Origin of the sequence: Bradyrhizobium sp. AZCC 1577 (assembly GCF_036924575.1) — a bacterium.
Taxonomy (GTDB): domain Bacteria; phylum Pseudomonadota; class Alphaproteobacteria; order Rhizobiales; family Xanthobacteraceae; genus Bradyrhizobium.
Genome location: NZ_JAZHRQ010000001.1, coordinates 3,660,506 through 3,678,947, shown reverse-complemented (window position 1 = coordinate 3,678,947; position 18,442 = coordinate 3,660,506). Strand labels below are relative to the sequence as shown.

General features: G+C 61.3%; 16 protein-coding genes. 11 read left to right on the top strand and 5 right to left on the bottom strand.

Going from position 1 to position 18,442, the window contains the following annotated elements:
• The first annotated feature begins 93 nt into the window (after nt 1–93).
• On the top strand, nt 94–882 hold the full coding sequence (murI, locus tag V1278_RS17070; RefSeq protein WP_334381630.1) for a glutamate racemase: 789 nt from the start codon (nt 94–96) through the stop codon (nt 880–882).
• A gap of 91 nt (nt 883–973) precedes the next feature.
• Here the strand turns inward: murI and V1278_RS17065 are convergent, their stop codons facing one another.
• Nucleotides 974–3,814, bottom strand: coding sequence for an ATP-binding protein (locus tag V1278_RS17065; RefSeq protein WP_334381629.1), 2,841 nt, complete (start codon nt 3,812–3,814; stop codon nt 974–976).
• Between the two features lie 307 nt (nt 3,815–4,121).
• Between V1278_RS17065 and V1278_RS17060 the strand changes: the two genes are divergently transcribed.
• From V1278_RS17060 to V1278_RS17050, 3 genes are all read left to right on the top strand, one after another.
• The gene (locus V1278_RS17060) at nt 4,122–4,541 is read left to right on the top strand and encodes an organic hydroperoxide resistance protein (RefSeq protein ID WP_334363597.1); all 420 of its coding nucleotides are present in this window, start codon (nt 4,122–4,124) and stop codon (nt 4,539–4,541) included.
• 70 nt (nt 4,542–4,611) lie between these two features.
• Nucleotides 4,612–5,649 carry an alpha/beta fold hydrolase gene (locus V1278_RS17055; RefSeq protein ID WP_334384199.1) on the top strand — a complete coding sequence of 346 codons (1,038 nt, stop codon included), beginning with the start codon at nt 4,612–4,614 and terminating at the stop codon, nt 5,647–5,649.
• A gap of 82 nt (nt 5,650–5,731) precedes the next feature.
• Nucleotides 5,732–6,292, top strand: a complete 561-nt coding sequence (locus tag V1278_RS17050) for a cytochrome P460 family protein (RefSeq protein WP_334363598.1) — start codon at nt 5,732–5,734, stop codon at nt 6,290–6,292.
• A 111-nt stretch (nt 6,293–6,403) separates the two neighbouring features.
• Here V1278_RS17050 and V1278_RS17045 read toward each other — a convergent pair whose 3' ends face one another.
• Entirely contained in the window at nt 6,404–6,874 is a 471-nt protein-coding gene (locus V1278_RS17045) for a GlcG/HbpS family heme-binding protein (protein ID WP_334363599.1), read from the bottom strand.
• Between the two features lie 171 nt (nt 6,875–7,045).
• On the bottom strand, nt 7,046–8,209 hold the full coding sequence (locus tag V1278_RS17040; protein ID WP_334381628.1) for a mandelate racemase/muconate lactonizing enzyme family protein: 1,164 nt from the start codon (nt 8,207–8,209) through the stop codon (nt 7,046–7,048).
• A 98-nt stretch (nt 8,210–8,307) separates the two neighbouring features.
• Here V1278_RS17040 and V1278_RS17035 point away from each other — a divergent pair, with 98 nt between their 5' ends.
• Nucleotides 8,308–9,204, top strand: a complete 897-nt coding sequence (locus V1278_RS17035) for a LysR family transcriptional regulator (RefSeq protein ID WP_334381627.1) — start codon at nt 8,308–8,310, stop codon at nt 9,202–9,204.
• A 35-nt stretch (nt 9,205–9,239) separates the two neighbouring features.
• Here the strand turns inward: V1278_RS17035 and V1278_RS17030 are convergent, their stop codons facing one another.
• Nucleotides 9,240–10,106: a ThuA domain-containing protein gene (locus tag V1278_RS17030; protein ID WP_334381626.1), complete on the bottom strand. Its 867-nt coding sequence runs from the start codon at nt 10,104–10,106 to the stop codon at nt 9,240–9,242.
• Between the two features lie 81 nt (nt 10,107–10,187).
• On the opposite strand from V1278_RS17030, the gene V1278_RS17025 reads away from it, so the two are divergent.
• The 5 genes from V1278_RS17025 to V1278_RS17005 all read left to right on the top strand — a co-directional run bounded on the left by V1278_RS17025 (nt 10,188) and on the right by V1278_RS17005 (nt 15,138).
• On the top strand, nt 10,188–10,967 hold the full coding sequence (locus tag V1278_RS17025; protein WP_334381625.1) for an HpcH/HpaI aldolase family protein: 780 nt from the start codon (nt 10,188–10,190) through the stop codon (nt 10,965–10,967).
• A 191-nt stretch (nt 10,968–11,158) separates the two neighbouring features.
• Nucleotides 11,159–11,938 (top strand): acyltransferase, encoded by a 780-nt coding sequence (locus V1278_RS17020; RefSeq protein WP_334381624.1) that lies wholly within the window; start codon nt 11,159–11,161, stop codon nt 11,936–11,938.
• A gap of 211 nt (nt 11,939–12,149) precedes the next feature.
• A complete protein-coding gene (gene rpsD, locus V1278_RS17015) occupies nt 12,150–12,767 on the top strand; it encodes a 30S ribosomal protein S4 (RefSeq protein ID WP_334363606.1) in 618 nt (205 codons plus the stop codon).
• A gap of 116 nt (nt 12,768–12,883) precedes the next feature.
• A complete protein-coding gene (locus V1278_RS17010) occupies nt 12,884–14,029 on the top strand; it encodes an alpha-hydroxy acid oxidase (protein WP_334381623.1) in 1,146 nt (381 codons plus the stop codon).
• Between the two features lie 41 nt (nt 14,030–14,070).
• Nucleotides 14,071–15,138, top strand: coding sequence for a threonine aldolase family protein (locus V1278_RS17005; RefSeq protein WP_334381622.1), 1,068 nt, complete (start codon nt 14,071–14,073; stop codon nt 15,136–15,138).
• A 25-nt stretch (nt 15,139–15,163) separates the two neighbouring features.
• On the opposite strand, the gene V1278_RS17000 is transcribed toward V1278_RS17005, so the two are convergent.
• Complete coding sequence (locus tag V1278_RS17000; RefSeq protein WP_334381621.1) at nt 15,164–16,750, bottom strand: glycoside hydrolase family 17 protein; 1,587 nt, start codon at nt 16,748–16,750, stop codon at nt 15,164–15,166.
• A 268-nt stretch (nt 16,751–17,018) separates the two neighbouring features.
• Here V1278_RS17000 and V1278_RS16995 point away from each other — a divergent pair, with 268 nt between their 5' ends.
• Nucleotides 17,019–18,437 (top strand): GH1 family beta-glucosidase, encoded by a 1,419-nt coding sequence (locus V1278_RS16995; protein WP_442893645.1) that lies wholly within the window; start codon nt 17,019–17,021, stop codon nt 18,435–18,437.
• Nucleotides 18,438–18,442 lie beyond the last annotated feature (5 nt).

The window sequence follows — 18,442 nt, the reverse complement described above, 5'->3', positions numbered from 1 at the left end:
ATTAAATGCTTCCAAGTTGTCACAACCGCCGTGACTCCCGCCGGCACCCTCGAAGCAACCTAACGGTAACCGCAAATCGGCTAAGGTCGCAGCGTGTCATCACCGCCGAAAATCCTCATCTTCGACTCCGGCCTTGGCGGCCTCACGGTCCTGCGCGAGATCGTCCGTGCCCGGCCCGATGCGCACTACGTCTATGTCGCCGACGACGCGTTCTTTCCCTATGGCCATCACGGCGAGGAAGAGATCATCGCCCGCGTGGTGCCGCTGGTCGGCGAGTTGATCACACGCCACGCTCCGGCCCTGGTGGCGATTGCATGCAACACCGCTTCCACGCTCGTGATGTCGCATCTGCGCAGCGCCTATAGCGTGCCGTTCGTCGGCACCGTGCCTGCCATCAAGCCGGCCTGCTCCAGCTCGAAGACCAAGCGCGTCTCGGTGCTCGGCACCAAGGGCACCGTCAAGCGCGAATACACCAGGCGCCTGATCGATGATTTCGCGCAAGGCTGCGAAGTGACGCTGGTGGGATCGGCGGAACTCGCCTCTCTCGCCGAATCCGCACTCAGCGGCAACGACGTGCGCGACGAGGATATTGCGGCGGAGCTTGCCCCCTGCTTTGTCGGCAGTGGCGAGCATCGCACCGACACCGTCGTGCTGGCCTGCACCCACTTTCCGCTGTTGCTCGACCGGTTGACCAAGCTTGCGCCGTGGCCGGTCGACTGGATCGACCCAGCACCCGCGATCGCCCGGCGCGTGTCCGAACTGCTGGGGTCGCCAGGCCGGCAAAGCGATGACGTCGGAGCTGAGATGATCTTCACGTCCAACCGACCGCACACGCTGAGCCGGGCGCTGATGCCGTTCTTCGGCGGCCGCGTGCCGGCGTAGCGTCACCCGTTGGCGCATATTTTCAAAATCAGTTGAACGAAACCCGGCGCCCGCGGACAATAACATCCGGGTAAGTGGAGCGTTGCGGCCTTCACAATATCTCCAGCAGTTGCTTGGCGGCTCTGATATCCGCAGTATCCGAGCCCTCCACGAATTTCTCGAGCACGGGTAGCAGCAATAGTCTTGCTTCTTTGCGTCGGTCGCGCGCAGCGAAAAGCTCCGCAAGATCGATCGCGGTCCGCAACTCCCAAGCTACCGCACGCTGACGACGGCTAAGTTCGAGCGATTCCATGAAACAGCTCTCTGCGTCATCGCTTTTCGGCTGCGGCAGGGAAAGCAAGGCCTTCCCTTTCATTCGCAGCAGTTCGGGCATGTAGAAGCGATCTCCGTTTTGGTTGACCAGGTTTATCGCGTCATCGATCAAAACTGCGCTTTGCTCGAATTGGCCGAGTGACAGAAGACCTTGAACCAGCGCAATGTTAAAAGTCGTCGTGAGCAGTTCATAGCCTGCTTCGTGCAGCTCTTGAAGGCAGCCCATTATCGTCTGCACACCGTCCTTGGCATTACCCCGCAGGACAGCCAGTTCGCCTTTCACGCCTTTCCCTACCGCAAGGTAAGGCCCAAGGGATCTCGACCGGGCGAGAGCGATGAATCGATCGATACTCTCTTCCGCGGTTTCGAGATCTCCGGTCCAAAGAAAAATGGAGACCGCCCAGATCAGCGCAATGCATAGCGTTATGGGGTGATCCATCTGTGCGGCCTCGGCGACAGTCTGCCGCGCCAGTTGCAGTGCGTTCGAGGGGTGGCCCTGCAACCAGAGTTCCCTCGCGAGGGTTATGTTGGCACGATTTCCATGATCGAAGCCATAAACCGTGCTGATCCGTTCCGTACCGGGCCCCTCCAACACGACTTCAAGCATCTTCAGCGCTTCGCGATGATGACCAGCCAGATGGAGCGAGACCCCCAACAAGGAATGCGCCAGAGCGACAGCGGCAGGTTCTCTGAGGACTTTGGCCACCACCAGGCTCCGCTGCGCATATCGCAGGGCGGCATCGAACTGCCCCATGCGCTCGTGGAAGATGTGCATCCGGCCGAGCAGTTGGAGTTGGTTCAGGTCGTCACCACGCTCCTCGGCAATCTCGAGGCTCCTGCTCAACGCCGCGCGCGCGGCTTCGCTACTTCCGAGCGTAAACATCAGGGTCAGTCCTAAGGCCGCCTGGATGTGCATTTCGTCGACACTGCCACGTGGGAGGTAATCTATCGACAGGAGAGCCCGCTCCGACCAGCGGCGACATTCGACAAGGAGCGACATCGCCAGAAAGATGGGTGCCGCCGCAGCCGTAAGCCCGATGCCAATCTGGATGTCGCCGTCGGCGCCGAAGCACCATTCCAACGCAGCGCGCACATTGTGAAGGGCTGAAAAGTGAATCGCTCGTTCGTCTGGGCTCGGCAATGTCTCCCATTTTTCGCCGGCATGCTCCATCCAGCGTCGGTAGTAAGTGGCATGGCGGGCGGCGAGCGTGGCGTCGTTGATCTGCACCTCAAGCAAGTAAGCTCTCGTGGTATCCAGGAGGCGATAGCGCATCATGGCGCCGATGGGACGTGGTGCGACCATCGATTTTGCGACAAGGCTGTCGATGGCGTCAAACAGAACGGATCGGTCAACGCATTCGTCCGGCACAACCTCAAGCGCCGCATCGATCGTGAAATGCCCGGCGAAGATCGCGAGCCTGCGGAGCACGAGGCGCTCAAGATCGGACAAGAGTTCGTAGCTCCAATCCAGCGTGGCCCGCAATGTCCTCTGCCGCGGCAGAGCGGTTCGCTGACCCTGCCATAGCAGGCTCAGGCGCTCATCCAGAAGCTCCGCGGTTTGCTGCAAGCCGTAGGCTTCGACCCTGCCTGCGGCCAACTCGATCGCCAGCGCCATGCCGTCTAGCTTCCTGCAAATGTTAGCGACAATCGCAGCATTGGAATCGTTGAGCTCGATGCGTGCACCACCGGCTGTTGCGCGCTCCAGGAACAGTTGAACCGCGGGATAGTTACGGGTAACAGCGGCAGTCAGGCCGGGGACATCCGGCGGAACGGCAAGAGGCGCCAATCGATAGACCTGCTCGCCCTCAACCCTTAGAGATTCCCGGCTTGTAGCCAGAATGTGAACCAGCGGCGCGGCTTGAAATATTCTCGCAGCCAAGGGGGCGACAGCAGCGATGACGTGCTCGCAATTGTCCAGAACCAGCAGCATCTTTTTGTCGTGCAAATGGGCAAGCAGGGCCGGCACCGGATCGTCGGCCTGAACTGGCAATCCAAGCATGAGCAGGAGCGAGGTGGTCACGAGATCGGGATTGCTGAGAGCGCCAAGATCCACGAAGTGGATGGCATGGGAAAAATTCTCAAGCAAATCGTGAGCGACGGTCACCGCAACGGCGGTCTTCCCCACGCCGCCCGGACCGACGATCGTGACAAAGCGTGAAGCGATGAGCTTCTCTGAAAGCGCGACGACCGCATCTGCCCGCCCAACCATCCGTTGGAGCCGATTTGGCAGCTTGGCGGATGACGTTTCCACTTTCGGCGCCGAGCGCCCAGGCGCCGGGAGCGCCGTTTGCGAGACCGGCGCCACAAAGCAATAGCCTCGTCCCGACAAGGTGGTGATGTAACGCGCGCCGTTCTTGCCATCACCCAATGCCTTTCGGAGCGCAGCGATATGAAAGCGCAGGTTCGCTTCCTCTACGGTGGCGCCAGGCCAAATGCAGGCCATCAGATCCCATTTGCTCACGACTTCATTGGGACGCGACACAAGGGCGATCAGGGCATCGAAAGTTCTGGCCCCCAACGTCAGTGCGACGCCGTCACGTGTCAGAAGTCTCTCATGAGGCCTCACGGTAAATGGCCCGAACGATAGCGCCCCCGGCGCGGGCTCGGTCAACTTGGTCATTGCGCAATCTCTTCGATTTCAACGCATCGGATAGCCAGCGGACCGCGATCGAGCAAGATCGCCTTTGCATCGAGATCAGAACGCACGTGCAGACCTCCCGCAAGCCGGGTTCCAGCAAGGGGATCGGGTGGTGGATCCTCACGCAGCGCTAATGCTTGTGTGCGTCAGTTCGTCCCGCCGCGAGAAATTTCGTAGCAGCAACGGGTCTCACAACTTCTCACAAACGTAAACGGGCGTCCTGCCGGGACGGCTGCTAGGGCAATTGGGCGCCTCGCCGAAGGTTGCTGTTGTTGTGAAGGAGACCGTCATGCCCCCATCCGGAAAAGTGCTCTACACAGCTCGGACCCATACCACCGGGGGACGGGAGGACGGCGTGTCCCGTAGTTGCGATGGCCGTCTGGATGTGAGGCTCTCGCCTCCCGGTGGCGCAGGTGTCGGCACGAATCCGGAGCAGTTGTTCGCCGCCGGCTGGTCGGCCTGCTTCGAAGGCGCCATGGAAATCGCGGCCCGAAAGAGGAAAATCCCTCTTCCCAAGAAGTGCGCGATCGATGCGGAGATCGACTTGATCCTGGCCGCTGGCGCCTACTCCCTCAGAGCACGTCTCAATGTCAGCCTGCCGGGGCTCGATCGCGACGTTGCACGCGATCTCATCAACGAAGCACACGAGACCTGTCCTTACTCCAAGGCTGTCCGCGGCAATCTCAACGTCACCATCGACCTCCTCTGACGAATTCTTCACCGATCCGGCCGATGTCGTCAGTCGGACCACCAACAACCATCCAAAAGGCAGAAGCAGCATGAATCATACTACCGACCATCATCGGCGCCAATTTTTGGGCGTCGCAGCAGCAACCGTCGCTGCCGGCCTCGGCGTTATCGGGGCCAGTGCCGAAGCGGATTTTTCACGATCGTCCGGATTGAAGACGGACACGAACACGTCGTTTGGTAAGCTCAAGCAGATCAACGCCGGCGTCTTGAATGTCGGTTATGCAGAAATGGGCTCGACTACCGGCCCCGTGGCAATCCTCCTCCACGGCTGGCCTTACGACATTCATAGCTTCGTGAACGTCGCACCCCTGCTCGCCGAGGCGGGCTATCGCGTGATCATTCCCTATTTGCGTGGCTATGGTACGACGCGGTTTCTTTCCGCGGAAACAATGCGCAACGGCGAGCCTGCAGCATTGGCCATCGACGTCATCGACTTGATGGATGCACTCGGCATCAAGCAGGCGGTCATCGCCGGTTTCGACTGGGGCGCGCGAACGGCCGACATCCTCGCGGCGCTGTGGCCTGAGCGCTGCAGGGCGCTGATTTCCGTCAGCGGCTATTTGATCTCAGGCCAGGCTGCTGGAAACGTTCCGTTGTCGCCCAAGGCTGAATTGCAATGGTGGTATCAGTTCTACTTCGCGACCGAGCGCGGCCGTGTCGGATATGACAAGTATCGGCATGATTTCGCAAAACTGATTTGGAGGCTCGCGTCCCCGCAATGGAATTTCGATGATGCTACATTCGATCGAAGCGCCGTGGCCTTTGACAACAGGGACCATGTGGCGATCGTGGTCCACAATTATCGCTGGCGCCTCGGGCTCGCCCGAGGCGAAGGAAAGTATGAGCACATCGAGAACCGGCTAGCGACGGCTCCGATTATTACTGTACCGACGATCACGCTCGAAGGTGATGCCAACGGCGCACCTCACCCCGAGGCAAGTGCTTATGCCGGCAAATTCTCGGGCAGATATGAACATCGCCTCATAAAGGGAGGCATCGGGCACAACCTGCCTCAAGAAGCGCCGAAGGCGTTTGCCAAAGCCGTCATCGATGCAGATGGAGCCTGAAGGTCTTTGAGCGCCTCGGTTCAGCTTGGCTGAACCGAGAATACCCCCTTTTCAGCTTGATGGGACATGATGGAAGTCGACGATGCCCGAAAGAAGAATATTTCCTTCATACCGAACCGTGGTCGTGCTTGCAGTGGCTCTCATCGCCGTTCTGCTCACATGCGTGCCATTCCTTGTGGCAATCGTTGCCGCGGAGGAACCAGTGAAAGAACCGAGTGGTACCGCAGATGCGTCACCGATCTTCGGCGTCACCGTTCCCTCGGGATACAGGCGCTGGGAACTGGTGGCTCCGGCCGAAGAGGCGGCCCCCCTGGATGAACTTCGAGCCGTCGTTGGCAACAAGACCGCAATCGATGCCTATGGTGACGGAAAGCTGCCGTTCCCTGACGGCACCGTTCTCGTCAAGCTGGCTTGGAAGCGTGTTCAGTCCCCCGAGTTTGCATCGGCGTCGATTCCCGGAAGCGCCACGACGGTCCAGATCATGGTGAAAGATTCGCACAAATATGCAGCCACCGGTGGATGGGGATTTGGCCGATTTGTAGACGGCAAGCCGGTGGACGAGGCTCAACACCGCACATGTTTTGCCTGCCATGAAGCCCGCGCGAAGGGCCACGACTTTGTCTTTACGAGGCTTGCTCGCTGATTTGCAGCATGCCGTTCGTCGCCGCTGTTTGGAGCGATGCGTCTACCGGCCGGCACGGGGTACAACAGAACCGTGCCGGCGCTTGTACGCCGGGGTGCAGGATGCAATTCCTTATGTAGTCCCAAGGCCGGCCTTGGCACATTGCTCGTCCTGGTCGCCGGTGACGCCGCTCACTCCTACGCCGCCAGTGACTTTGCCATCGACCATGATCGGCAATCCGCCCGGCGAGGCGAAGACACCGGGAAGCGTGGCCGTGGCCGGCCCGCCCTTGTTGATCGCCTCCATGAAAACGCGTGTCGGGCGCCGATAGGTCGCCGCGGACCTCGCCTTACCGACGGCGATGTCCATGCTGCCCGTCTGCGTGTTGTCCATTCGTTCGAAATACACGAGGAATCCGTGATTATCGACCACAGCGACAGCCACGTTCCACCCGTTCTTCTGGCATTCGGCGAGGACGCCAGCTGCGATCTTCTTCGCACCCGCGGCATTGACCGCTGTGCCGTAGTCAGGGCGCTTGTCCTGAGCAGATGCGCCGGTGGCAAGGGCGACGAGTGCAGCGGCGACCAGAATTGTCCTCATCATTGTCTCCTCCCTTAGGTTTATTGTGCAGGGGACTATACCCGGGCGGATGAAAACGTCGATGTGACCTTATGGTCCCTCGCCGAATGATAATTGCGGACATCGCTGCGGAGCTTGCACCCTGCCTCGTCGGAGATGGCGAGGATCGCAACGACACCGCAGATCGCGTTACGCTCACTCAGCCAGATCGCGCATGACCTTGATAAGGTCCGACTTGCCCTCGAACCCGATTCCGGGAAGCTCGGGCATGACGATGTGACCGTTCTCGACTTTCACCCCATCCGGAAAGCCGCCGTACGGCTGGAAGAGGTCAGGATAGCTCTCATTGCCGCCCAACCCCAGTCCTGCTGCGATGTTAAGCGACATCTGATGGCCGCCGTGCGGAATGCAGCGGGACGGCGACCAACCGAATTGATTCAGCACGTCGAGCGTGCGCAGATATTCGACCAAGCCGTAAGACAGGGCGCAGTCGAACTGCAGCCAATCGCGGTCCGGGCGCATTCCACCGTAGCGCAGAAGATTGCGCGCATCCTGGTGCGAGAACAAGTTCTCGCCGGTAGCCATCGGGCCGGGATAGAATTCCGAGAGCGCTGCCTGAAGGGCATAGTCGAGGGGGTCACCGACCTCCTCATACCAGAACAGCGGATACTGGCGGAGCATTTTGGCATAAGCGATGCCGGTCTGAAGGTCGAAACGGCCGTTGGCGTCGACAGCCAGTTGAGCCTCGGAGCCGATCTCGGTCAGAACCGCCTCGATGCGGCGCTGATCCTCGTCAATGGATGCGCCACCGATCTTCATCTTCACGACGTTGTAGCCGCGATTGAGATATCCGCGCATTTCTGCCCGCAGCGCCGCATTGTCCTTGCCGGGGTAGTAGTAGCCGCCGGCGGCGTAGACGAAGACGCGAGGGTTGGCCTCGCGCCCCTTTTGCTCAGCGAGCAACCGGAACAGCGGTTTTCCCGCGATTTTGGCCGTCGCGTCCCAGACCGCCATGTCGAGCGTTCCGACCGCAACTGAACGCTCGCCGTGACCGCCGGGCTTCTCGTTGCTCATCATTACCGCCCAGAGCTTGTGCGGATCGAGGTTATCACCGGATGGGTTGAGGACGCTTTTGGGGTCTGCTTCCAGAATGCGGTTGCGAAAGCGCTCGCGGATGAGACCGCCCTGGCCGTACCGGCCGTTCGAGTTGAAGCCGTAGCCAATGACCCGGCGACCATCGCGTTCGACATCAGTCACGACAGCGACGAGGCTCGCGGTCATCTTCGAAAAGTCGATATAGGCGTTGCGGATGGGCGACGAGATCGGCTTGGTGATCTCACAGACGTCGATGATGCGCATGATGTTCTCCTTGGGGCGATCTGCTTCGATGGGTACTTCTGGACGGGCGGATTGGCCAATGCCATGATCGGTTCGCGTTATGCGCAAACGGCATCGACATGGATCTCGACTGGCTCAAAGACTTCCTGGCGCTGGCAGAACTGAAGAGCTTCTCGCGCGCAGCCGACGCGCGGAACGTAACACAGCCGGCTTTCAGCCGGCGCATACGCGCGCTTGAGGACTGGATCGGCACCCCGCTTTTCGTGCGGGGCGCTCAAGGCGCCAGCTTGACGCCAGCCGGCCAGCACTTTCAGCCGCTGGCTGCCGACATGATCCGTGGTTTGGAAAGGGCGCGACGCGATACCCGATCGGTGGGCGAGCGAAATACGATCGCTCTGTCCATCGCAGCAACGCACGCGCTTTCCTTCACGTTTTTCCCCGAATGGATTCGGAACCACCTGCGCTTTGAGGCCCTCGGCGCCCTCAACCTGGTTTCGGACAGCATGGAAGCTTGCGAAGAGATCATGCTCGGCGGAGAGGTGCATTTCCTGCTGTGTCACTATCATCCAGAGGTGCCGACGCGTTTCGAACCCGACCGTTTCCAGAGCGTGCGGGTCGGCGATGATTGTCTGGTCCCGCTCTGCGCGCCCTATTCCGACGGGCGGCCTGCATGGCCGCTCTCCGGCACATCGGCTCGACCGACACGCCTCCTCGCGTATAGCCATGCCTCCGGACTTGGCCGGATCCTCTCCGCCCATCAGATGAGCCGGGATGCGATCGCGCAAATGGAGACCGGCTTTACCTCACATCTCGCCGCGACGCTGATGACGATGGCGCGCGAAGGCCATGGGGTCGCGTGGCTTCCGCGAACATTGGCAAAACACGATCTGGAACAGGGACGGCTCGTTGGCGCGGGGCCACCGCAGTTCGACATACCGATAGAGATCAGATTATTCAGATCGCCCGACTGTCGCAATCACGCAGCAGACGAATTGTGGCATGCGTTGGCCCAATAGAAGCAATGAGCGGCGGTCGTGTCGATACTCGCTCGTTACTTTCGCATCGACCAGAGGATAGCGTTGGTGAGGAGCCGCTGGTAGCGGAAGTCCTGCCAGACTGACGGCTCGTGGCCCAGCGCCGCATAGAATACGCGCCCCTCGCCGTAGAGGCGGGTCCATGCGAGAGGCCAACCATAGAAACGCTGATGCACGCCGCTCTTGCCGAGGTCCACCGAGTTTGGGTCAAGGCGCAGAAGCACACTTGATCCACGATAGTCGAAGTCGCTGATCTGGTAGATCTCGTCCTCGATCTGGAATGAACTCCCGAGAAACGCCACCAGAGGGTCGCTGGGATCAACCACCTTGATGGTCACGGCCTGATGCCAGGGATGACCATTGAAGTAGCCGCCGACCAGATCGAGATAGTCCGGCCAAGTGTAGAATGTGTCCGTCGCCGAATGAACACCGATGAACCCACCGCCCGAACTCACAAAGTTGAGAAGAGCCATCCTTTGTGCGTCGCTCATCGGAAGTTCTCCGGATGTGAAGAACATCACCGCGGCGTAGCGCGCGAGGTTTTCGGTCGAAAATTCAGACGGGTCTTCCGTTGCAGTGACCTCAAAGGTACCCGAATTGCTTCCGAGCTGAGTCAGGATTGCCTTGGAAAGCGGCAGGACCTGATGCCGGTAGCCGGCAGAGTGAGTGAAATAGAGGACGCGCGCTTTCGGGCGCTGCGCATGCGCGCCGAGTGGTCGCGCTGCCGCCGCGCCTCCAAGGAGCGCGATGAACTCACGTCGCCTCACAATCCGCTCCGCAAGACCATAGGCAATCATGTGCTGAAAAAAGATTAGCACAAATAGGACCAGCGCTGGCGTTGCTCCGCCTCTGGCGTCTGAAATGATGGCAAGGCGCAGAAACAATGTGGCTCGATAAGCGGTGAATTTGACCTTATGGTCCCCTCGCCCAATGATCAGTCGGTCATTTCAGCAGGGAGTTTCCGCTTGACCACCGCAAAGCCTGCGCCGCTCAACCGCCTCCGCCAGGCGTGGCGGGAGGGACGTCCGACCTTCGGCGCGATCGCGACCATCCCCTCGATCCAGACCGTGCAGATCATGGCGCGTTCGGGGATCGACTTTATCATCGTCGATCTGGAACACGGCCCGATCGATCTCGGCTCGGCGCATGCGATGATCACGGCGACTTCTGGCACGCCCTGCGTACCGATGGTGCGGATAGCCGCCAACGAGCCCTGGCTGGCGAAAGCGCCGATGGACCTTGGCGCGCTCGGCATCAATTTTCCGATGATCTGCAGCCGCACTGAGGCCGAAAAAGCCGTGCGCAGCGTGCGCTATCCGCCGAACGGCGACCGGCTGTGGGGCCCGTTCCATGCGCCGTTGCGCTGGGGCGTGTCGATGGCGGATTACATGGCGACCGCGGACGACGACATGATCTGCATGGTCACCATCGAGCATGTCGAAGCGGTCGAGCGCATTGACGAGATCATGGCGACGCCTGGCATCGATGTCGCCGTGATCGGCCCCGGCGATCTCGCCACCTCCATCAATAAGCGCGGCCTGCCCGATGATCCCGAGGTGGTGGCGCTGATGAAGCGGGCCGAGGAAGGCATCCTCAGGAGTGGCGTACCAATCGGCGGCGTCGCGCGCACGGCCGAGCAAGCCAACAAGATGATCGACCGCGGCTACGTCGCGCTGGCGCTCGGCTTCGACTGGTCGCTGTTCCAGCGCGGCATCGCGGCAAGCTTTGAAGGGATCAAGCGATAGGTGCCGAGACGGCGGCAAGCCCTTCAAAGTTCTCGGGGTTCCTCGGGGGCATGGCGCCGCCAACAGGGGCGATCCGGATTCGAACCTTCTGGCGTCAAAACGCCTTGTTCGTGCTAGATGAGGTGCTGGCAGGTTGCGGGGGCGGCCTGCCGGCTTTTTGATTGATCTATTGCGGAAACGCGGGCGGAGCGATGCGCGGAACGGCTCGAAAAATCACACTACCGCGCCGTCTGGTCGCCGACCTCATGCACGCCTCGAACCGCGTGCCCTTTGTTTCGCTCTCGCGTCCCCTCAATATTCGAGCCCTGCAGGAAGCCCGCGCGCAGGCCGCTCAGCGGCCGGGCTGGGCCGCGATTTTCGTCAAGGCCTTCGCGCTGGTGGCCAAGGAACAGCCGATCCTGCGCACCCTCTACGTCAAATGGCCGATGCCGGCCTTCTATGAACTGCCCCGCAGCGTCGCGATGGTGGCGATCGCCCGGGTCGAGGATGGCCAGGATTGCGTGCTGCCACAAAAGGTCGCCGCGCCCGATGAAATGCCGCTTGCCGAAGTCGACGCCCTGATCCGGCACGCCAAGGTAGCGCCGATCGACGAGGTGCCGGCGTTCCGGAAGATCCTGCGAACCACGCGGCTGCCGCTGCCGCTGCGGCGGCTGTTCTGGGCGGTCGGGCTGAATTTCGGCCGCCAGCGGGCCAATTATTTCGGTAGTTTTGGGGTCACCTCGGTGGCCGCCTATGGCGCGGGCCAGCTCCATGCCATCAGCCCCGGACCCTTTGTCCTGAGCTATGGGGTGGAAAAGTCCGACCAGACCATCGATATCGTCTTGCGCTGGGATCACCGGATTACCGATGCCGCCCCGATGGCCAAAGCGTTGAACCGGCTGGAACAGGTACTGAACGGCGAAATATCAGCCGAATTGCGGACCAATCGGCAGCAAACCGAGCCCAAACCGGTCCGCGCGGTCGCGACTTGACGGCCCCCGGTCGCCGTGAGGTCCCTTTTCGTTGACAGAACAGCGGTTTCTCCCTAAGAACCCGCTTGCTCGCGGGCCGGTTTCGGCCCGCGATGCGTTTCGCGACCCGTGGTCCTCCCCGAGCTTTCGAGGCGGACCTGTCGGCCCCGGCAACCCCGGTGCACAGGAGGGCGCGTTTCCTCAACACTCAAACTCTTAAGCAGAGGACGCGATGACAAAGCGCAGTGAGGCGAAATACAAGATCGATCGCCGTATGGGCCAGAACATCTGGGGCCGCCCGAAGAGCCCCGTGAACCGCCGGGAATACGGCCCCGGCCAGCACGGCCAGCGCCGCAAGGGCAAGCTGTCCGACTTCGGCGTCCAGCTCCGCGCCAAGCAGAAGCTCAAAGGCTACTACGCCAACATTTCCGAGCGCCAGTTCCACGGCGTCTATGTCGAGGCCGGCCGGATGAAGGGCGACACCGGTGAGAACCTGATCGGCCTCTTGGAGCGCCGTCTCGACACCGTGGTCTATCGCGCCAAGTTCGTCGCGACCATGTTCGCCGCGCGCCAGTTCATCAACCACGGCCACATCAAGGTGAACGGCCGCCGCGTCAACATTCCGAGCTACAAGCTCCGGCCCGGTGACGTCGTCGAGGTCAAGGAATCCTCCAAGCAGCTTACTCCCGTTCTGGAAGCAAGCCAGCTCGGCGAGCGCGATGTGCCCGACTTCATCGAAGCCGATCACTCCAAGATGACGGCGAAGTTCACCCGCATCCCCGCGCTGTCGGACGTGCCGTTCGCAGTTCAGATGGAGCCGCATCTGATCGTCGAATTCTATTCGCGCTGATCGGTTTTCAGTTACGAGATATCAAAGGCCCCGGTTTTGCCGGGGCCTTTTTGTATGCGAGTATGCGTCGTCTCAACGCCGAGCCTCGCCGTGGGCTGAATCAATGCGGGTCCAACATGCGCTTGCGCGACTGCCACAACTTTCATGACTTCCGCAGGCTGGCCCGGCGACGGCTGCCCGGCCCTATCTTCGATTACATCGATGGCGCGGCTGACGACGAGGTGACCCATCGCCGGAACACCGCAAGTTTCGAGCGTTGTGACCTGGTACCCAATGTCCTGCGCGGCGTCGAAAACATCGATATGTCGGTGACAGTGCTGGGCCAGAAGCTCGCGATGCCGATCTATTGCTCTCCGACCGCACTGCAACGGCTGTTCCACCATAGCGGCGAACGCGCCGTCGCCGCTGCTGCGGCGAAGTATGGCACGATGTTCGGCGTATCCTCGCTCGGCACGGTAAGCCTCGAGGAACTGCGTCAGGCGCACGACACGCCGCAGGTTTATCAATTCTACTATCACCGGGATCGCGGTCTCAACCGCGCGATGATGCAACGTGCCAAAGAAGCCGGCGTCCAGGTGATGATGCTCACCGTGGACAGCATCACGGGCGGCAACCGCGAGCGCGACAAGCGCACCGGCTTTTCGATTCCATTTCGGCTGACGCTTGCCGGGATGTATCAGTTCGGGATCAAGCCGGCCTGGGGCATCAATTATCTCACGCATGAGCGGTTCAAGCTTCCGCAACTGGACCAGCACGTCGACATGGGCAGCGGCGCGCTGTCGATCTCCAAGTATTTTACCGAGATGCTCGACCCCTCGATGAACTGGGACGATGTGGCTGAAATGGTCCGGCTATGGAGCGGGCAATTCTGCCTGAAGGGCGTCATGTCGGTGGCGGACGCCAGGCGCGCCGTCGAGATTGGTTGCACCGGCATCGTGCTGTCCAATCATGGCGGCCGGCAGTTGGACGGTTCCCGCGCGCCATTCGACCAGTTGGCCGAAATCGTGGACGCGGTCGGCGATCGAATTGACGTGATCATGGACGGCGGAATTCAGCGGGGCACCCATGTCTTGAAGGCATTGTCGCTTGGAGCCAAGGCCGTAGGCGTCGGACGCTATTATCTCTATCCTCTCGCGGCGGCCGGCCAGGCCGGCGTCGAGCGGGCTCTCGACCTGATGCGGTCGGAACTCGAGCGGGGAATGAAGCTGATGGGATGCACAGCGATCAATCAGCTCTCTCGAGAAAATCTGCGGTTCAGATAATTTCTGTCCCGCCATCAAGTCAAAAGAGACGAGAAACTGCCATGCACTACACCCCTGCCCCGCGCGATCCCAAGGCCGATCCCATCCGCATCAACCTGCTGTCGGACACCCAGACGCGGCCGACGCCCGCGATGCGCGAGGCTATGGCGCGGGCGGAAGTCGGCGACGAGCAGATCGGCGACGATCCGACGGTGAATTTGCTTTGCGAGCGCGTGGCTGACCTGCTCGGCAAGGAAGCCGCCGTGTTCATGCCGTCAGGTACCATGTGCAACGTCTCGGCCACTCTCGCCCATTGCCGGCCGGGCGATGAAATCCTCGCCCATTCCACCGCGCATATCATTGCCCGCGAAGGCGGCGCGCATGCAGCGCTCGGCGGATTCCAGATCATGCCGCTGCCGGGCGATGACGGGCAATTCACGCCCGAAACGTTCCGCGCCGCGCTGCACCCGCGCTCGCGCTACCAGCCGCCGCAGACCGTCGTCAGCGTCGAGCAAACCGCCAATATCGGCGGTGGCACGATCTGGAAGAAGGCGGCGCTGGATGAAATCGTCGAGATCGCCAAGGCGCATGGGCTGATCACCCATATGGATGGCGCGCGGCTGTTGAACGCTTGCGTCGCCACGAAAATATCGGCGCGCGACATGGCCGCGGGATGGGATTCAGCGTGGATCGATTTCTCCAAGGGCCTCGGCGCGCCGATCGGCGGCGTGATTGCGGGCTCGCGCGCCTTCATCGACGACGTCTGGCGCTGGAAGCAGCGCCTCGGCGGCTCGATGCGGCAAGCCGGCATTTGTGCCGCGGCCTGCGTCTACGCGCTCGACCATCACGTCGACCGCCTCGCCGACGATCACGCCAATGCGCGTGCGCTGGCGCGGGGGCTGTCGCAGATCGACGGCATCGAGGTGCAAGAGCCTGAGACCAACCTGGTGTTCTTCAAGCCTGACAGAGCCGGCATCGCCGGCGACAAGATGGTCGAAGCCTTGCGCAAGCGCGGCGTGCTGCTCGCGATGATGGACGGCCGCATTCGCGCCTGTACGCATCTCGACGTCAGTGCTGCGATGATCGAGGAGACTGTCGGGCTGGTCCGCGAGATCGTACGCAGCGCGTAAGAAGCATCAGCCCGAGGGCGTGAACTTAGGCAACGGCTGATGTGCGCGCCCGCCACAACGCGCTGCCAAGCAGCAGGTACACCGCGCCCGTCCACATGGCCTGCCAGTTCTGGAAGCCTTCGTTGAGGACGATATAGATCGCCGCCAAAGCGAAGAGTCCGGCAAACACGGCCTCAGAGAGCGGCCGCTCGCCGGATTTCGATCCGTTGAGAAACGCCAATGTCCAGAATGGCACCACGGCCATGGTCAGGGCGGCGAATGGGAAATCGCGCCAGCGCGCGTCGAATATCAGGCTGAGCGCGGTCTGCGCGGCAATCAGCGTCGTCACGATCAGCGTCACGCCCAGTATGTTGCTCATGAACAATGGGGTCAGGCTCTTGCGCGGCCCCAACACTTCAAGAAACGCTGGAAGCCCCCGCCCCGACATCAGCGCGTAGGTGGCCAGCAGCGGCGCTGTCACGGCCGCCGTCAGCAGAAAACCCTGAACCAGCCAACCGCCGAGCCCGTAGCTTTCCTGGAGCATCTTGTCGATGCTGATGCCCAGCAAGATCCCGCCAGCGGTCGCGGATGCGGTGACCGCGGCCCACGATGTCAACGGCGCCGCGGCCTGCTGGCGCTTCCGCGTGAACCCGGCAACTGCGAATACACAGAGGCAAAGCAGCAGCCCGCCTGCCATCTGCAGCTTCCAGAACGGGTAATTGCTGATGGCCACGCCGGCCGGATATTTCAGCTTGCGTTCGGCCCCGTCGAACAGTCCCCAATAGCCCCCCACCGTTCCTTCCCAGCGGCGCTTCCACGGCTCGTCATAGGCCTCGAACAAATTGACGCGGAAATTATCGCGCCGTGCTCGCTCGAGAATCTCGGAAATGAAACGTGCCTGGTTGACGCGGGACGCCAGCGCGCCGTCGCGCATCCGCCCGTGGCTTGGCCAGCCGGTTTCGCCGATCAAAATCTCCTTGCCGGGAAAGGCTGCCGCCACTTGCTTGCGTATCTCATCTATATGCGCGGCCGCATCCTCGGCGCGCGGGGGAACGTCTTCCCAATAGGGCAGGAAATGGGCGGTAACGAAATCGACATCGGCGCCTACCTCGCGGTAGCGCAGCCAGAATTCCCAGACATCGGCATAGGTCACCGGAATGTCCACGCGCGGCTTGACCGACTGGATCGTTTGGCGAAGGTCGCCGACGGTCATGTCGCCGCGCAGCAGCACTTCGCTGCCGACGATGAGCGCTGCGACCGTACCGGGATGATCCTTCACCAGCGAGACCGCAATGTCGGCGAGTTGCGCGTTCTTCGCGCGATCACGTCCGATCCACAGGCCGAGCAGAACCTTCAATCCGACCCTGGACGCAAGCTCTGGCACCTTGTCCAGACCGTTGTCGATGGAATAGGTGCGGATGCATTTGGAGACCTTGGCAAGCTCCTCCAGATCCTCCGCGATCTGCTCCGGCTTGACGATGAGCGTCGGATCGTGCGGCGTCTGATCGTTGCGGAACGGCGCGTAGGAAACGCATTCCAGCTTCGATGCATCATCAATCGGCGCGCGCGTCAGCGCTACCGGCGTGGCCAGCCACCACCACACCGCGACAACGATGCCGAGCGATAGAAACAAAAGTGCCAGCGGCGTGCGAAAGCCGATTGGTCCTGCTCCCCTAATAGGACGAATGGATGTGCCTGTTTAGCCCTGCGCGGCAGGCATGTCGACCCGCTGGTCCCGCCATGTGTACAATTGCGCGAGAGCACGGAAGCGGCGATATTGAGCCCTTCAAAAGTGAGCTTTGTTTGCGCAAAATTGATCGCGCCTGACGAGTGAAATGATGGCATTCAAGGGATTTTCCCGGCGACAATTTGGCAGACTTGCAGGCTGGTCGGCTCTTGGCATGTCGATACTGTCAGCCAAATCCAGCACTGCGCAATCGGATCGAGCGACCGGAACACAGAATCAGCGCCCCTCGTCGGATTTCCCGAGCGGCTTTCTGTGGGGCACGGCGACCTCGGCCTATCAGGTCGAGGGCGCGGTCAACGAAGACGGCCGCGGGCCGTCGATCTGGGACCGCTTTGCCCACACGCCCGGCACCATTTCCGATCGCAGCAATGGCGACACTGCGACCGACCATTATCGTCTCTACAAGCAAGACATCGAGATCATGAGGTCGCTGGGCGCAAAAGCCTATCGATTCTCGATCGCATGGCCGCGCGTCTTCCCGGATGGGACCGGACCGGCAAATCCAAAGGGCCTCGATTTTTATCACCGCCTTGTCGACGAATTGTTGGCCAACGGCATCGAGCCGTTTGCGACGCTGTACCATTGGGACCTGCCGCAGGCGCTGCAGGATCGCTTCGGCGGCTGGACTTCGCGCGACACCTCGAAGGCATTTGCGGATTATGCCGCCCATGTCACTGCCCGCTTGAGTGATCGCGTGAGGCATTTCTTCACGATCAACGAATGCTCCAGGCTCGTTCATCTCGGCCACGGCCTCGGCGCCGACGCGCCCGGCCTCAAACTGCCTCAATCAGGATTGAACCAGGTCCGTCACCATGTTGCGCTGGGACATGGTCTCGCCGTTCAGGCCATCCGCGCCCATGGCCGAGCCGGAACGAAGGTCGGTCCGGCGGAGAATGCCGTGAGCTGCATCCCCGCCATCGAAACATCAGCCAACATCCGCGCCGCCGAGATGGCGACGCGCGAGCTCAACGCGGGCTACCTGACCGTGATGCTCGAAGGAACATATACCGAGGCGTATCTGGCGCGGTCCGGCCAAGACGCGCCGAAATTCACCGCTGAGGATCTCAGCGTCATTTCATCCCCGATCGATTTCGTCGGGCTGAACGTCTATATGCCGGACCACTATGTCGTTGCCGCCGACAACGAGCGCGGCTTCACGCTGGCGCCGTTTCCCGCCTCGTTTCCGCACATGAAAGCGAGCTGGCTCAGGCCCGGCCCCGAAGCCATCTATTGGGTGCCGCGTCATGTCGCAAAACTTTGGAACGTGAAGTCGATCTATATCACCGAGAACGGAACGTCGGGGAGCGACCAGCCGGCGCCGGACGGAACCATCTACGACGTCGACCGCATCATGTATCTGCGCAATTATCTCACGCAGTTGCAGCGCGCGACATCCGCGGGCGTGCCCGTGCTCGGATACTTCCTGTGGAGCCTGATGGACAATTTCGAATGGTCTGATGGCTATGAGCAGCGCTTCGGCATCTACCACGTCGACTTCGATTCCAAGCGTCGTACGCCCAAGCTGAGCGCGTCGTTCTATCGCGAGACGATCGCGAAAAACGCCGTGGCGTAATCAGG

What these genes read in the sequence shown, in the direction of transcription:
- V1278_RS17045 (WP_334363599.1), bottom strand. Translation starts at nt 6,874, where the DNA reads ATGATGAGGACAATTCTGGTCGCCGCTGCACTCGTCGCCCTTGCCACC.
- V1278_RS17035 (WP_334381627.1), top strand. Translation starts at nt 8,308, where the DNA reads ATGGATCTCGACTGGCTCAAAGACTTCCTGGCGCTGGCAGAACTGAAG.
- V1278_RS17065 (WP_334381629.1), bottom strand. Translation starts at nt 3,814, where the DNA reads ATGACCAAGTTGACCGAGCCCGCGCCGGGGGCGCTATCGTTCGGGCCA.
- V1278_RS16995 (WP_442893645.1), top strand. Translation starts at nt 17,019, where the DNA reads ATGTCGATACTGTCAGCCAAATCCAGCACTGCGCAATCGGATCGAGCG.
- rpsD (WP_334363606.1), top strand. Translation starts at nt 12,150, where the DNA reads ATGACAAAGCGCAGTGAGGCGAAATACAAGATCGATCGCCGTATGGGC.
- V1278_RS17005 (WP_334381622.1), top strand. Translation starts at nt 14,071, where the DNA reads ATGCACTACACCCCTGCCCCGCGCGATCCCAAGGCCGATCCCATCCGC.
- V1278_RS17055 (WP_334384199.1), top strand. Translation starts at nt 4,612, where the DNA reads ATGAATCATACTACCGACCATCATCGGCGCCAATTTTTGGGCGTCGCA.
- V1278_RS17020 (WP_334381624.1), top strand. Translation starts at nt 11,159, where the DNA reads ATGCGCGGAACGGCTCGAAAAATCACACTACCGCGCCGTCTGGTCGCC.
- V1278_RS17010 (WP_334381623.1), top strand. Translation starts at nt 12,884, where the DNA reads ATGCGCTTGCGCGACTGCCACAACTTTCATGACTTCCGCAGGCTGGCC.
- V1278_RS17050 (WP_334363598.1), top strand. Translation starts at nt 5,732, where the DNA reads ATGCCCGAAAGAAGAATATTTCCTTCATACCGAACCGTGGTCGTGCTT.
- V1278_RS17060 (WP_334363597.1), top strand. Translation starts at nt 4,122, where the DNA reads ATGCCCCCATCCGGAAAAGTGCTCTACACAGCTCGGACCCATACCACC.
- V1278_RS17040 (WP_334381628.1), bottom strand. Translation starts at nt 8,209, where the DNA reads ATGCGCATCATCGACGTCTGTGAGATCACCAAGCCGATCTCGTCGCCC.